Genomic DNA, 13,891 nt, shown 5'->3' on the forward strand with positions numbered 1-13,891 from the left:
CGACCGAACCCGATGACTGACCACGCCGACACTTCGGCGCCCAACACACGAGAACCCACATGAGCATTCATATCACCCCGCTCAGCCCGGCATTGGGCGCGCAAATCAGCGGCGTGGACCTGAGCCGGGACCTGACGAGCGCAGAACGCGATGCCATCGAACGCGCCTTGCTCGAACATCAGGTGCTGTTCTTCCGCGACCAGCCAGTGACGCCGCAACAACAGGCGCGCTTCGCGGCCCATTTCGGCGACCTGCATATTCATCCGATCTACCCGAACGTCCCTGAGCAGCCAGAAGTGCTGATCCTCGACACGGCAGTGACGGACGTGCGCGATAACGCCATCTGGCACACCGACGTCACGTTTCTGCCGACCCCGGCCTTGGGCGCGGTACTCAGCGCCAAGCAGCTGCCGGCCTATGGTGGGGACACGCTGTGGGCGAGCGGTATCGCGGCGTTCGAGGCGTTGTCGGCGCCGATGCGATCGCTGCTCGACGGCCTGACCGCCACCCATGACTTCACTCGTTCATTTCCTCTGGAACGCTTTGGCAGCACGCCCGAAGACCTCGCGCGCTGGGAGGAAACCCGGCGCAAGAATCCGCCGCTGTCGCACCCGGTGGTGCGCACGCATCCGGTCAGCGGGCGTAAAGCGCTATTCGTGAATGACGGTTTCACAACACGGATCAACGAACTGGAACCCGCAGAAAGCGAAGCCATTTTGAAAATGCTCTTCGCCCATGCCACGCGGCCGGAGTTCACCATTCGCTGGCGTTGGCAGGAAAACGACGTGGCGATGTGGGACAACCGCGTGACGCAGCATTACGCGGTGGACGACTACCGCCCGCAACGCCGGGTGATGCATCGCGCCACGATTCTGGGAGATGCGCCGTTCTGATAGGGCACTCGACGCCGCGCCTCGTCTGCACGCTCACTTTCGAACGCCGAGCCGTGCATCACTTTGGTTACCTGGCACCTGAAAATGCGCGAATAGCGTGCAAATCTGATCACTAAACACCCGAATCTGAACGCGGTAACGAACGAGAAAACCGGGTTGTGGGTACAGCACAGCGGGATTAAGGCTTTAAATCGGAGCCTTACGAGACGCTTTTACCTTTCCCTGCGAGGGATTTTCAAAACTGGCACGCTGCCTGCAATAGCTTAAGCATCACCAGTTTTGGGGACCTTGGTACAGGCAGGCCGGGGATTCCCCTCTTTTATTCCTCCCGCAGACTCACCTCGAGTCTCCAGCGCCCGTCCTGAGTTGCACCGCGCCATTGGCCGTGCAACGGACGGGCCGCCAGCAGGTTCAGCAACAATCCCTTATCGCTTCGTTGCACTCTCCAGCGCACGTCTTTGCCGTTGAGCTTGAGCTCGCCGTGCTGCGCTTGCCCCTGGGCGTTGAACAGCAAGGCCACTGCGCCGTCGATGTGTTCGCCATGCAGCTGTGGCTCGCGGTTGAACCACACCGCAACGCCATCTTGCAGCACCTCTACCTGCTGCAATGCCACGGGATCGGGCGTGGTCAGCCGACCGATCATCAAGCCGACCATGAAGCCGATAATCGCGATGGAGCCTAAAACACGAGGCCATAGCTTCGGCCTCGGGTCCTCTTCGGGGGTAGAATGCACCCCATCCTTATGTTCGGAGCCGTGCATGTTTCACGTGATCCTTTTTCAACCAGAAATTCCGCCGAATACCGGCAACATCATCAGGCTTTGCGCCAACAGCGGCTGCAACCTGCATTTGATCGAACCGTTGGGTTTCGAACTCGATGACAAGCGACTGCGTCGTGCCGGCCTCGATTACCACGAGTACGCCACGCTGCACCGCCACGCCGATTTGGCGAGTTGCCTGGAGAGCATCGGTCAACCGCGGCTGTTCGCTTTTACCACAAAGGGATCGCGACCCTTTCACGATGTGGCGTTTCAGGAAGGCGATGCGTTCCTTTTCGGCCCGGAGAGCCGCGGCCTGCCACCGGAGGTGCTGGACCCGTTGACCAGCGAACAGCGCCTGCGTTTGCCAATGCGTGAAGGATGCCGCAGTTTGAACCTCTCGAACACCGTGGCCGTTGCGGTTTACGAGGGCTGGCGGCAATTGGGGTTCAAATGACCTTGAAGGGCGTGCAATCCACACCTGTAGGAGCGTGGCTTGTTCCGCGATCTGCCGGGCACTGGCAGCAAATGCAAGGTTCACGGTGCATCCAGTTCACCGCATCACACGATTTCACGACGGGTTCCCCGCCGATCGCGGGACAAGCCGCGCTCCTACCACTTCAGCATTCGCCTTTATAAAAAAAGCGCCCATAGGGGCGCTTTTTCGTTGCAGCGAATGCTTACTGGACGGTCGGGGTCTCGCCCGCTTCCTGCATGCGTTGCAGCTCTTGTGCGTACAGTGCGTCGAAGTTCACCGGCGCCAGCATCAGCGCCGGGAACGAGCCACGCACGACCAGGCTGTCGATGGTTTCGCGAGCGTACGGGAATAGAATGTTCGGGCAGAAGGCGCCAAGGGTGTGGCTCATGGACGCGTCGTCCAGGCCCTTGATCAGGAAGATACCCGCCTGCTGGACTTCCGCGATGAACGCGATTTCGTCGCCGTTCTTCACTTCGACCGACAAGGTCAGCACGACTTCATAGAAATCGTTTTCCAGCTGCTTCTGGCGAGTGTTCAGGTCCAGGCTCACGCTTGGGGTCCACTCCTGACGGAAGATCGCCGGGCTTTTCGGCGCTTCGAACGACAGGTCGCGAACGTAGATGCGCTGCAGGGAAAACTGTGGGGCTTCTTCGTTGGAAGTGGCGCCGTTATTCGGTTGATCGGTCATCTCAGATCCTTACTTTTGAGGTCTTGTAGGGTTCGAATTCAGGCGCTCAGCAGCGCGTCGAGCTTGCCGGCGCGCTCCAGTGCAAAGAGGTCATCGCAACCGCCGACGTGGACCGAACCGATCCAGATCTGCGGAACCGAGGTACGCCCGGCTTTTTTGGTCATTTCAGCGCGAAGCTGGGGCTTGCCGTCGACCTTGATCTCTTCGAAGTCGACATTCTTGCTCGCCAGCAGGTACTTGGCGCGGGAGCAATAAGGGCAATAATCGCTGGAATAGACGACGACTTCAGCCATTTCACTTCACCAGCGGCAGGTTGTCAGCACGCCACGACGAAATGCCGCCCGACAGCTTGGCGGCGGTGAAGCCGGCCTTGAGCAGCTCGCGAGCGGTGTGACCCGCGTGCTGGCCTGCGGCATCGACGATGATAAGGGTCTTGGACTTGTATTTTTCAAGCTCGGAGGTGCGCGTCAGCACCTTGTCCTGAGGGAAGTTCAGCGCGCCGACGATGTGCCCGGTGGCGTAATCTTTCTTGGCCCGTACGTCGATGACAACCGCTTCATCGCGATTGACCAGTGCGGTCAGCTCACCGGTGCTCAGGCTACGGCCGCCTTTGCTAAGCTCCGTTGCAATCAACAGCGCCAGCAGGATGACAAAAGCGCCAGCCAGTAAATAGTGGTTAGTGGCAAATTCAATCAGGTGAGCAACCATCATCAGGTTCCAGGGCGTTAAAATGTCGGCCAGTATACACAGCCCCCAAGGTCGGCCAAAGCCCGTACGGCAGTGACGCCGTTTGAACTTCAACCTAAACTGTCGATCTTTTTTCTACTTCACCTATTTGCCAAGAGTGGGATTCATGACTACCACGCCTAAACCTTTGGTTCTGATCATCCTGGACGGCTTCGGTCACAGCGACAGCCATCACGGCAACGCGGTCTACGAAGCGAAGATGCCGGTCTTCGATCGCCTCTACAAGACCATGCCTAACGGCCTGATCTCCGGTTCCGGCATGGACGTCGGTCTGCCCGACGGGCAGATGGGCAACTCCGAAGTCGGCCACATGAACCTGGGTGCCGGCCGCGTGGTTTATCAGGATTTCACTCGCGTCACCAAAGCGATCCGCGACGGCGAGTTCTTCGAGAACCCGGCCATCTGCACCGCTGTGGACAAGGCCGTTGGCGCAGGCAAGGCGGTTCACATTCTGGGTCTGCTGTCTGACGGTGGCGTGCACAGCCACGAAGACCACCTGGTGGCGATGGTCGAACTGGCAGCCAGACGTGGCGCCGACAAGATTTACCTGCACGCCTTCCTGGACGGTCGCGATACTCCGCCGCGCAGCGCCCACAAATACCTCGACACCATGGAGACGACCTACAAGCGTCTGGGCAAAGGTCGTACGGCCACGATCATTGGCCGGTATTTCGCCATGGACCGTGACAACCGTTGGGACCGCGTCGAATCCGCCTACAACCTGATCGTCGATGGCACGTCTGAATTCCAGGCCGAGACCGCCAAGGCCGGGCTGGATGCAGCGTACGGGCGTGACGAGAACGACGAGTTCGTCAAAGCCACACGCATCGGCGAGCAGGTCAAGGTCGAAGACGGTGACGCCGTCGTGTTCATGAACTTCCGCGCCGACCGTGCTCGCGAACTCACCCGCGTGTTCGTCGAGGATGACTTCAAAGACTTCGCCCGCGCTCGCCAGCCAAAACTGGCCGGCTTCGTGATGCTGACGCAGTACGCCGCGAGCATTCCGGCACCTGCTGCGTTCACCAAAGAAGGTCTGCATAACGTGCTCGGCGAGTACCTGTCGAACAACGGCAAGACCCAGTTGCGCATCGCCGAAACCGAGAAATACGCCCATGTGACGTTCTTCTTCTCCGGCGGCCGCGAAGAGCCGTTCCCCGGCGAAGAGCGCATCCTGATTCCTTCTCCGAAAGTTGCCACTTACGACCTGCAGCCGGAAATGAGCGCGCCGGAAGTGACCGACAAGATCGTCGACGCCATTGAAAATCAGCGCTATGACGTGATCGTCGTCAATTACGCGAACGGCGACATGGTCGGCCACAGCGGCATCATGGAGGCCGCAATCAAGGCGGTTGAATGCCTGGACGTGTGCGTGGGTCGCATCACCGAGGCGCTGGAAAAAGTGGGTGGCGAAGCGCTGATCACAGCCGACCACGGCAACGTCGAGCAAATGACCGATGACACGACCGGTCAGGCGCACACCGCGCATACCACCGAGCCGGTGCCATTCGTCTACGTCGGCAAGCGTGACCTGAAAGTCCGTGAAGGTGGTGTGCTGGCGGATGTCGCGCCGACCATGCTGACGTTGCTGGGCATGGACATTCCGAAAGAAATGACCGGCACCTCGATTCTGATCACCAAGTAAGGCGCTCGGAACCGGCCTGTCAGCGACTGACAGGCCGGTTCCTATCGGTGCAAGCGCCTATATTTGTATGAAATGTCTGAAAGGCTCGTCCACAGAGCGTTTTTTTTGCAGCCACTGGCGGGCATACTAGGCCCGTCTTCACTCCCGGTATCGCCCAACCTCATGCTTCGCGCCCTGATCGCCTTTGCTTTGATTTGTCTGCTCAATCCGACCTTTGCCGATGATGAGCGCGCACAAACCCAGAAACAGCTGGATGCCACACGTCAGGACATTACCGAGCTGAAGAAGGCCTTGAGTCAGCTGCAGGAAGAAAAGTCCGGCGTTCAGAAAGATCTGCGCTCTACCGAAACCGAAATGGGCAAGCTGGAAAAGCAGGTGGAGGCCCTGCAAAAAGAACTAAAAAAGAGTGAAACCGAGCTTCAACGGCTCGACGGTGAGAAAAAAAAACTCCAGAGCGCACGCGTTGAACAGCAACGCCTGATCGCGATTCAAGCCCGCGCGGCCTATCAAAGCGGCCGGCAGGAATACCTCAAGCTGCTGCTGAACCAGCAGAACCCCGAGAAATTCGCCCGCACCCTCACCTATTACGACTACCTGAGCCAGGCGCGCCTGGAGCAGTTGCGCAATTTCAATGAAACCCTGCGTCAGTTGGCGGAGGTCGAGAAAGACATCGACCTGCAACAGGCGCAGTTGCTCGTGCAGAAAAGCTCGCTGGACGACCAGAAATCCCAGCTCGAGACCGTTCGCCAAGAGCGTCAGGTCGCACTTGCCAAGCTGAATCAGGACTACAAGGCACGTGACCAGAAGCTACAGGCACGCCAGCAGGATCAGGCGGACCTGACTAAAGTCCTCAAGACCATCGAAGAAACCCTCGCCCGACAAGCCCGCGAAGCAGAAGAAGCGCGTCAGAAAGCGCTGCTCGCTCAGCAGGAAGCGGAGAAGCGCCAGCGCGAGCAGGAAGCACTGGCCAAAAGTCGCGGCAAAGATGACAGCGACGAAGCGCCGCGTCGGCCGGTAAAAGCGCCCGGCGCCATGGTTTCCAGCGCAGGGCAGTCCTATGGCGGACCTTTTGAACAAGCAAAAGGAAAACTTCCTTGGCCTGTCGATGGTCGATTGTTGGCGCGCTTCGGTGAAACCCGCGGCGATGACGAGCGGACCAAGTGGGACGGCGTGATGATCAGCGCTGCCGCAGGCAGTCAGGTACATGCTGTGCATGGTGGTCGTGTGGTCTTTGCCGACTGGTTGCGTGGCGCAGGCCTTCTGGTCATTCTCGATCACGGCAACGGTTATTTGAGTTTGTACGGTCACAACCAGAGTCTGTTGAAAGAGGCTGGTGACGTTGTAAAAGCCGGAGAGGCGATCTCCACCGTCGGCAACAGTGGTGGCGGTCAGGACACTCCGGCTCTGTATTTCGCTATTCGTCAGCAGGGTCGCCCTAGTGATCCGGCCCAATGGTGTCGCACTCAAGGATAAGTCGACACCTCACTCAGGAGTTCGTAAGACATGCTGTTTTCGTCCCGCCTCACCTCGCTGGCCCTGACTATCGCCGTGGTTATCGGCGCTCCTCTGGCGCACGCCGCCGGTGCCGCTCCGGCGACAACGCCTGCCGCGTCAGTGCCGGCCAACGCCGCGACCGTCAAGGCCCCGCTGCCGCTCGACGAGCTGCGCACCTTCGCCGAGGTGATGGACCGGATCAAAGCCGCGTACGTCGAGCCGGTGGATGACAAGACCCTGCTGGAAAACGCCATCAAAGGCATGCTCAGCAACCTCGATCCGCACTCCGCTTACCTGGGCCCGGAAGACTTCCAGGAACTGCAGGAAAGCACCAGCGGCGAGTTTGGCGGTCTGGGTATCGAAGTGGGTGTCGAGGACGGCTTCATAAAAGTCGTCTCGCCCATCGATGACACACCGGCTTCCAAGGCGGGCATTGAGGCCGGCGACCTGATCGTCAAGATCAACGGCACGCCGACCCAAGGCCAGACCATGCAGGAAGCGGTCGACAAGATGCGCGGCAAGATCGGCGAGAAAATCACCCTGACGCTGGTACGCGATGGCGGCAACCCGTTCGACGTGACGCTGGCGCGCGCCACCATTCAGGTCAAGAGCGTGAAGTCGCAGATGCTGGAGCCGGGCTACGGCTACATCCGCATCACGCAGTTCCAGGTCAAGACCGGCGAGGAAGTCGGCAAGGCGCTGGCCAAGCTGCGCAAGGACAACGGCAAGAAGATGAACGGCCTGATCCTGGACCTGCGCAACAACCCGGGCGGTGTGTTGCAAGCGGCCGTCGAAGTGGCCGACCATTTCCTGACCAAGGGCCTGATCGTTTACACCAAGGGCCGCATCGCCAATTCCGAACTGCGTTTCTCGGCCGATCCGGCCGACGCCAGCGAAGGCGCCCCCCTGGTGGTGCTGATCAACGGTGGCAGTGCCTCGGCGTCCGAAATCGTCGCCGGCGCATTGCAGGATCAGAAACGCGGCATCCTGATGGGCACCGACTCGTTCGGCAAAGGTTCGGTGCAGACGGTGCTGCCGCTCGCCAACGATCGCGCGCTGAAGATCACCACTGCGCTGTATTACACGCCAAATGGCCGTTCGATTCAGGCGCAGGGCATCAACCCGGACATCGAAGTCAAACGCGCCAAGGTCACGGCAGAAGCCGACGGCGAGAACTACAAAGAGGCCGACCTGCTCGGCCATCTGGGCAACGGTAATGGCGGCGCGGACAAACCGACCACCAAAGCCAAGGCTGGCAAGGCGCGTCCGCAGGACGACGATTACCAGTTGAATCAGGCCCTCAGTCTGCTCAAGGGATTGAGTGTCACACGCGGCAATTGATATGCGCCTCTGCCTGACCGGGCTCTTCTGCGCCCTCGCTGTCATGACGGGCGTCGCGCAGGCGACGTCCGCCGAATCCCCTGCAAACGACGGTAAAAAGCCGAAGGTCGCGTACCTTAGCCTGATCATCGACGATCTCGGACAAAGCCCGGAGAAAGACAGCCGAGCGCTGGCCCTCCCCGGCCCGGTGACGCTCGCGATCATGCCGGACACGCCGCACGCCACCGACTTCGCGCGTCAGGCGCACAAGGCGGGCAAAACAGTCATGCTGCATATGCCGATGGATCCGGCCACCGGACCCTATGCGTGGCGACCCGATCTTGCACTGCCCGAACTGGAGTCGCGCCTGAACGCAGCTCTGCTGAAAGTGCCGTATGCCGCAGGCATCAACAACCACGAAGGCAGCCGCATGACCGCCGAGCCGGTGGCGATGAGCTGGCTGGTTGGCGAACTGCAGCGCCGGCATCTGTTTCTGGTCGACAGCCGCACCAGCGCAAAGACAGTCGCCGCCGCCGAGGCACAGAAGATCGGTCTGGCAAGCGTCTCGCGCGACGTCTTCCTGGACGATGAACGCACCGCCGAGGCCATCAGCACTCAGCTGCAGACTGCGATCAAACTGGCACACAAGCAGGGCTCTGCCGTGATGATCGGCCATCCGTACCCTGTGACGATGGACGTGCTCGAACGGGAGCTGCCCAAACTCAAGTCGCAGGGCATCGACTGGATCGAACTGCGCCACATGATCAGCATTCGGGGCAACCAAGCGATGACCGGGCATGGCAAGAACGGCGTGTACCGCTAGAACTCGCCGCTTGCCGTTCTTGAAGTGACGGCACTCGTTGGCGCCTGCCGACCGGCTACGTTCGTCGGTTCTCTCGCATCCGGTTAACCCGTTACCTTCCCCGCTCCTGACTTGGGTGTGTCGCAAGTCCTTGTTTGCGGACGCTTCCGAGCAATCGTCGTATTTCTGGCACCATCAAACACGCTATCAAAACAGCCTCCGATTCAGGTCATTAATTTGACAGAAACCGGCGCTGCTTTATGTTGGATCTCGAATGGATGCAGCGCCCCGTATTGGAGTGCCACCCCCGATCCACCCTTACTTCGATCAAGGCGCTCATGAATCCGACTCTCGCCCAACCCGATCGCGTATTGAAATACCGGCCTGAAATTGATGGGCTGCGGACGGTAGCCGTGCTCCCGGTGATCCTGTTTCACGCAGGCTTCACGTTCTTCTCCGGCGGCTTTGTCGGTGTCGATATCTTCTTCGTGATCTCGGGCTATCTGATTACGTCCATCCTGGCGGCGGAGATCGCGCAGGGGCATTTTTCCATTCTCAAATTCTACGAGCGACGGGCACGCCGGATTTTACCTGCGCTGTTCTTCGTGATCATCGCCACGCTGCCGTTCGCACTGGCCTGGATGCTCGACAGCGACCTCCAGAACCTGGGACGCAGCATCATGTCAGTGGCCGTGTTTGCGTCCAATCTGTTCTTCTGGCGCAACACCGACTATTTCGATCCCGCGGCGGGCGAACAACCGCTATTGCATACGTGGAGCCTGGCCGTCGAGGAGCAGTACTACATCTTCTTTCCGCTGTTCCTGCTGCTGGCCTGGAAACTCAAGAAGCCGCGCCTGACGCTGTTCATTCTGTGCATCACCTGCGGGTCGCTGGCGCTGGCGGAATGGGGCGCGACATACCATCCGGCGATCAATTTCTACCTGCTTCCGACCCGTGCGTGGGAGCTGCTGGCAGGCTCGCTGACGGCGATGGTGCTGTTCCGCACCTCCGGCGTCGCAGCGCCCGCAGTGGGGTTCAAACCTTACAAGGCAGCGCTGGCAATCATCGGTGTCGGCATGGTGCTGTATTCGATCTTCGGCTTCGAAGAAACCACGCCCTTCCCCAGTCTCTACACCGTCATTCCTGTGCTGGGCACCTGCCTGATCATTCTGTTCGCCTCGCCGCAATGCGTGACCGGCAGGGTGCTGTCGCTCAAGCCGATGGTCTGGATCGGGCTGCTCTCGTACAGCGCCTATCTGTGGCACCAGCCGATTTTCGCGCTGTATCGCCTGTCGCCGTTGCAGTTCTCGAACTACGACGAAGCGATATTTCCGCTGCTGATCATCGCTGTGTTCGGGCTGGCCTGGATCAGCTGGAAATACATCGAAGCGCCGTTTCGCTACAAGAACAGGATTTCCCAGGCTGGCGTGTTCAAGTGGGCCGTGGCCAGCATCGTGCTGCTGCTGGCGATCGGCGGGACGCTGAACACGGTGTTCAAACCGCAGGTCGATCCGATGGCCGTGAATGTGCAGGACTGCGATGGCTACGATTCGGGCGGTTCGGAACTGGTCTGCAAGAAGATCGGCACGGGCAGCCGGCTGGTGGTGTTGTTCGGCGACTCGCACGTCCTGCCGCTGGTGGATGCCTTCAGCGAAGACGCGGGCATGACGTACATGTTCGTCTCGATTCCCGGCTGCCCGCCGCTGGTCGGGCTTGAGCGCTACGACGGCATTGGCAACAGCTCCAACTGCGACAAGCCGGGACAGCTCGCGCGGTATGCCGAACAAGTCGCCAATCTGCAGCCGGAGAAGATCATTCTGGTCGGCCGCTGGACGCTGTACATGCATGGCTGGCAGAAGAAAAACGTTCTGCAGAAGAAGCATCACCTTCTGCAGCTTGAAACAGGTGAGCAGGGCCTGACACCGCAACAGGTCGTTGCCCGAGGCGTCGATTCGACGGTGAAGTTCTTCACCCGTACAACCCCCGAAAGCAAGCTGTTCATTCTGGAGCAAGTGCCCGATATCCAGATGTTCGGTCACGTCAAAGCGGTGGTCAGCGCGCTGGGCGACAACGTGCCCAGAACGGCTATTGACGCCTGGGACGCAGGGGAAATGGCGATGCTCGATCAAGAAACCAACGACGGTCAGCTGCAGGTCATCCGCACCAAACAGTATTTCTGCAACGCAACCAGCTGTGAGATCGGCAAGGACAAGAGCTTCTATTACCTGGACGACAACCACCTGAGTGCTTCGGGCGCCAAGCTGTTGAGCGAGCCGTTGAAGATGGCGATTGCCGAGTGATGCCTGAAGGCGCCTTCAGCTGGCGTCGACATAGCTGACGGAGCGTTCGTCAGAGGTACTTGCCGAGAATGCTGTCGACCAGGCCCTCTTTGCGCAGTTGATCGAGGGCCGCCTGCAGCTTGGCAACCACATCATCAGGGGTGTCTTTGTTGAGCGCCAGAAACAATTCCGCGCTGTTGAAACGCAGCACGGTTTTCAGGCCGGTCACGCCTTCCTGACGGGCCAGATAACGTCCAGCGGGATCACCCGTAGCCCAGAGATCGATCTGACCATCGACCAGCTTTTTGGCGTTGTCTTTGTCACTGAGCACCGTAATCGGGTTCATGCCCTGACGGTCCAGCTCTTCGGCGATGGCATCGCCCTTGTAAGCGCCGATTCTGTATTGCCGCGCTTCGTCCAGCGAGGACAGCTGGATCGGGCTGTCCGCGCGCGCCAGCATGATCCAGTCATCGGGGCCGATCGGGCCGACCCATTTGAAGAGTTTTTCGCGCTCAGGCAGACGCGCCGTCACGAACACGCCGTAACCGGGCTTTTCCAGGGCGAGTTTGTAGATTCGATCCCACGGGAATCGCAGGGTCATGTTGTAGCCGATGCCGGCCCGCTTGAAGGTTTCGCGGACGATCTCGACGGCGATGCCCTTGATATTACTTTCCTGGGCGAAATTCTTGCCGTCGGTCGCCATGTTGTAAGGCGGGAAGTTTTCGGTGAGAAGCACCATTGAATAACCCGGCGCATTGTCTGCACGGGCAGTTCCTGACAGCAATGCAGCCACGCTGATCAGCGCAAGAAAAACACCTTTGAACATATCCCTGGCACCTGATCCTGACGACGGCAAGAGAGTGCCGCTAACCTTGGGCGTTGTCCAGTTCGGCAATGGGTGTGGTCGCTTTCAGGACAGAGCTATCTCGAAGCGTCTAGTGCGGGGGTTCAGCGCTTTGATTGCGCCAGCGCTCCGCGTTGATCGTTCCCGCGCGCTGCGTGGGAATGCAGGGGAGGACGCTCCGCATCCCTGTGACGCAGAGTCACGTAAGTCACTCCCACGCAGCGCGTGGGAGCGATCATTCACTGACCGGCACAAACGCCCGCGGCTATCAGCGAACCACGATGCCTTGCCTGGCCATGAACGCCTTGGCTTCCGGCACGGTGTATTCGCCAAAGTGGAAAATACTCGCGGCCAGCACGGCGCTCGCGTGCCCTTCGATCACACCGTCAGCCAGATGCTGCAGATTGCCCACGCCACCCGAAGCGATGACCGGGATGCCCAGCGCGTCGCTGATGGCGCGCGTGACGCCCAGATCGAAGCCGTTTTTCATGCCGTCCTGATCCATGCTGGTCAGCAGGATTTCACCGGCACCCAGGCCTTCCATCTTTTTCGCCCACATGACCGCATCCAGCCCGGTCGGCTTGCGACCGCCGTGGGTGAAGATTTCCCAGCGCGGCGCTTCGCCCTGCGCGGACACCTTCTTGGCATCGATGGCAACGACGATGCACTGCGAACCGAAACGCGCAGCCGCCTCGCCGACGAACTCGGGGTTGAACACGGCCGCGGTGTTGATCGACACCTTGTCGGCGCCGGCGTTGAGCAAGTTGCGGATGTCCTGAACGCTACGTACGCCGCCACCCACGGTCAGCGGGATGAACACCTGGCTGGCCATGCGTTCGACGGTGTGCAACGTGGTGTCACGACCGTCGACACTGGCGGTGATGTCGAGAAAGGTAATTTCATCGGCACCCTGCTCGTCATAACGACGGGCGATCTCTACCGGATCACCGGCGTCGCGGATGTTCTCGAACTTCACGCCCTTGACCACGCGGCCGTTATCGACGTCGAGGCAAGGGATGATGCGCTTGGCGAGGGCCATGGGCCTAATCTCCGAAAGTTTGGACACCTGCAGGAGCGCGCTTGCCCGCGAAAGCGTTCTGACTGTGACAGATGTATACCTGACACGGTTTTATCGCTTGCAAGCGCGGTCCCACAGTTCAGATCGAGTACTGATCACAGAACGCCTGGGCTTCAGCCACATCCAGCGTGCCTTCGTAGATCGCGCGGCCGGTAATGGCGCCGATGATGCCCGGTGCCTTTGCGTCGAGCAGCGCCTTGATGTCGCCCAGGTTGTGAATTCCGCCGGACGCGATGACCGGGATCTTCGTGGCCGAAGCCAGCGCGGCCGTGAACGGGACGTTGCAGCCCTGCATCATGCCGTCTTTGGCGATGTCGGTATAAACGATGGCCGAGACGCCGTCCGCTTCAAAACGTTTGGCCAGATCGATCACCTGAACCGAGCTGACCTCCGCCCAGCCATCGGTGGCGACGAAGCCGTCTTTAGCGTCCAGACCGACGATCACTTTGCCGGGGAACGCGCGACAGGCCTCGGCCACGAATTCAGGCTCTTTGACCGCCTTGGTACCGATGATCACGTAGCTCACGCCCGCCTTGACGTAATGCTCGATGGTCTCCAGCGAGCGAATGCCGCCGCCGATCTGGATCGGCAGGTTCGGATAACGCTTGGCAATGGCGGTAACCACATCACCGTTGACCGGCTGGCCTTCGAACGCGCCATTGAGGTCGACCAGATGCAAACGGCGGCAACCGCCTTCGACCCACTTGGCAGCCATGCTCACCGGATCGTCGGAAAACACCGTGGAATCTTCCATGCGGCCTTGGCGAAGGCGCACACAGGCACCGTCTTTGAGGTCGATAGCGGGGATAATCAGCATGCTTTTTCCTTCGTCAAAAGAGCTGCGAGCTGCGAGCTGAAAGCTGCAAGCA

14 protein-coding genes are annotated in these 13,891 nt (G+C 59.9%); 7 read left to right on the plus strand and 7 right to left on the minus strand.

What is annotated here, in order from left to right; translation table 11 throughout:
* Positions 1 to 59 precede the first annotated feature (59 nt).
* Complete coding sequence (tauD, locus tag BMZ10_RS18775) at positions 60 to 893, plus strand: taurine dioxygenase (RefSeq protein WP_093465716.1); 834 nt, start codon at positions 60 to 62, stop codon at positions 891 to 893.
* 319 nt (positions 894 to 1,212) lie between these two features.
* Here the strand turns inward: tauD and BMZ10_RS18780 are convergent, their stop codons facing one another.
* Positions 1,213 to 1,653, minus strand: a complete 441-nt coding sequence (locus tag BMZ10_RS18780) for a hypothetical protein (protein WP_093465718.1) — start codon at positions 1,651 to 1,653, stop codon at positions 1,213 to 1,215.
* Here BMZ10_RS18780 and trmL point away from each other — a divergent pair.
* On the plus strand, positions 1,652 to 2,107 hold the full coding sequence (gene trmL, locus BMZ10_RS18785) for a tRNA (uridine(34)/cytosine(34)/5-carboxymethylaminomethyluridine(34)-2'-O)-methyltransferase TrmL (RefSeq protein WP_093465720.1): 456 nt from the start codon (positions 1,652 to 1,654) through the stop codon (positions 2,105 to 2,107). The two genes, BMZ10_RS18780 and trmL, sit on opposite strands and share 2 nt — an antisense overlap.
* 223 nt (positions 2,108 to 2,330) lie before the next feature.
* Here trmL and secB read toward each other — a convergent pair whose 3' ends face one another.
* The 3 genes from secB to BMZ10_RS18800 are packed head-to-tail and all read right to left on the minus strand — an operon-like array spanning position 2,331 to position 3,524.
* A complete protein-coding gene (secB, locus tag BMZ10_RS18790) occupies positions 2,331 to 2,816 on the minus strand; it encodes a protein-export chaperone SecB (RefSeq protein WP_093465722.1) in 486 nt (161 codons plus the stop codon).
* 38 nt (positions 2,817 to 2,854) lie between these two features.
* Positions 2,855 to 3,109, minus strand: coding sequence for a glutaredoxin 3 (gene grxC, locus BMZ10_RS18795; RefSeq protein ID WP_093465724.1), 255 nt, complete (start codon positions 3,107 to 3,109; stop codon positions 2,855 to 2,857).
* Position 3,110: 1 nt separating this feature from the next.
* Positions 3,111 to 3,524 carry a rhodanese-like domain-containing protein gene (locus tag BMZ10_RS18800; protein ID WP_093465726.1) on the minus strand — a complete coding sequence of 138 codons (414 nt, stop codon included), beginning with the start codon at positions 3,522 to 3,524 and terminating at the stop codon, positions 3,111 to 3,113.
* A gap of 145 nt (positions 3,525 to 3,669) precedes the next feature.
* On the opposite strand from BMZ10_RS18800, the gene gpmI reads away from it, so the two are divergent.
* From gpmI to BMZ10_RS18825, 5 genes are all read left to right on the plus strand, one after another.
* A complete protein-coding gene (gpmI, locus tag BMZ10_RS18805; protein WP_093465728.1) occupies positions 3,670 to 5,205 on the plus strand; it encodes a 2,3-bisphosphoglycerate-independent phosphoglycerate mutase in 1,536 nt (511 codons plus the stop codon).
* Between the two features lie 162 nt (positions 5,206 to 5,367).
* Positions 5,368 to 6,678, plus strand: coding sequence for a murein hydrolase activator EnvC family protein (locus tag BMZ10_RS18810; RefSeq protein WP_093465730.1), 1,311 nt, complete (start codon positions 5,368 to 5,370; stop codon positions 6,676 to 6,678).
* 30 nt (positions 6,679 to 6,708) lie between these two features.
* Positions 6,709 to 8,040, plus strand: coding sequence for a S41 family peptidase (locus BMZ10_RS18815; protein ID WP_093465732.1), 1,332 nt, complete (start codon positions 6,709 to 6,711; stop codon positions 8,038 to 8,040).
* A gap of 1 nt (position 8,041) precedes the next feature.
* Positions 8,042 to 8,842 (plus strand): divergent polysaccharide deacetylase family protein, encoded by an 801-nt coding sequence (locus tag BMZ10_RS18820; protein ID WP_093465734.1) that lies wholly within the window; start codon positions 8,042 to 8,044, stop codon positions 8,840 to 8,842.
* A gap of 317 nt (positions 8,843 to 9,159) precedes the next feature.
* Positions 9,160 to 11,121, plus strand: coding sequence for an acyltransferase family protein (locus BMZ10_RS18825; protein ID WP_218147264.1), 1,962 nt, complete (start codon positions 9,160 to 9,162; stop codon positions 11,119 to 11,121).
* Positions 11,122 to 11,170: 49 nt separating this feature from the next.
* Here the strand turns inward: BMZ10_RS18825 and BMZ10_RS18830 are convergent, their stop codons facing one another.
* The 3 genes from BMZ10_RS18830 to hisA all read right to left on the minus strand — a co-directional run bounded on the left by BMZ10_RS18830 (position 11,171) and on the right by hisA (position 13,839).
* Positions 11,171 to 11,926, minus strand: a complete 756-nt coding sequence (locus BMZ10_RS18830; RefSeq protein WP_093465738.1) for a substrate-binding periplasmic protein — start codon at positions 11,924 to 11,926, stop codon at positions 11,171 to 11,173.
* Between the two features lie 286 nt (positions 11,927 to 12,212).
* Positions 12,213 to 12,983: an imidazole glycerol phosphate synthase subunit HisF gene (gene hisF / locus BMZ10_RS18835; protein ID WP_093465740.1), complete on the minus strand. Its 771-nt coding sequence runs from the start codon at positions 12,981 to 12,983 to the stop codon at positions 12,213 to 12,215.
* 118 nt (positions 12,984 to 13,101) lie between these two features.
* Complete coding sequence (gene hisA / locus BMZ10_RS18840) at positions 13,102 to 13,839, minus strand: 1-(5-phosphoribosyl)-5-[(5-phosphoribosylamino)methylideneamino]imidazole-4-carboxamide isomerase (RefSeq protein ID WP_093465742.1); 738 nt, start codon at positions 13,837 to 13,839, stop codon at positions 13,102 to 13,104.
* Positions 13,840 to 13,891 lie beyond the last annotated feature (52 nt).

The sequence above is a fragment of the Pseudomonas sp. NFR16 genome, from assembly GCF_900108875.1.
GTDB lineage: Bacteria > Pseudomonadota > Gammaproteobacteria > Pseudomonadales > Pseudomonadaceae > Aquipseudomonas.

Coding starts and splice junctions, on each gene's coding strand:
- tauD (WP_093465716.1), top strand. CDS start 60: ATGAGCATTCATATCACCCCGCTCAGCCCGGCATTGGGCGCGCAAATC.
- trmL (WP_093465720.1), top strand. CDS start 1,652: ATGTTTCACGTGATCCTTTTTCAACCAGAAATTCCGCCGAATACCGGC.
- BMZ10_RS18780 (WP_093465718.1), bottom strand. CDS start 1,653: ATGCACGGCTCCGAACATAAGGATGGGGTGCATTCTACCCCCGAAGAG.
- secB (WP_093465722.1), bottom strand. CDS start 2,816: ATGACCGATCAACCGAATAACGGCGCCACTTCCAACGAAGAAGCCCCA.
- grxC (WP_093465724.1), bottom strand. CDS start 3,109: ATGGCTGAAGTCGTCGTCTATTCCAGCGATTATTGCCCTTATTGCTCC.
- BMZ10_RS18800 (WP_093465726.1), bottom strand. CDS start 3,524: ATGGTTGCTCACCTGATTGAATTTGCCACTAACCACTATTTACTGGCT.
- gpmI (WP_093465728.1), top strand. CDS start 3,670: ATGACTACCACGCCTAAACCTTTGGTTCTGATCATCCTGGACGGCTTC.
- BMZ10_RS18810 (WP_093465730.1), top strand. CDS start 5,368: ATGCTTCGCGCCCTGATCGCCTTTGCTTTGATTTGTCTGCTCAATCCG.
- BMZ10_RS18815 (WP_093465732.1), top strand. CDS start 6,709: ATGCTGTTTTCGTCCCGCCTCACCTCGCTGGCCCTGACTATCGCCGTG.
- BMZ10_RS18820 (WP_093465734.1), top strand. CDS start 8,042: ATGCGCCTCTGCCTGACCGGGCTCTTCTGCGCCCTCGCTGTCATGACG.
- BMZ10_RS18825 (WP_218147264.1), top strand. CDS start 9,160: ATGAATCCGACTCTCGCCCAACCCGATCGCGTATTGAAATACCGGCCT.
- BMZ10_RS18830 (WP_093465738.1), bottom strand. CDS start 11,926: ATGTTCAAAGGTGTTTTTCTTGCGCTGATCAGCGTGGCTGCATTGCTG.
- hisF (WP_093465740.1), bottom strand. CDS start 12,983: ATGGCCCTCGCCAAGCGCATCATCCCTTGCCTCGACGTCGATAACGGC.
- hisA (WP_093465742.1), bottom strand. CDS start 13,839: ATGCTGATTATCCCCGCTATCGACCTCAAAGACGGTGCCTGTGTGCGC.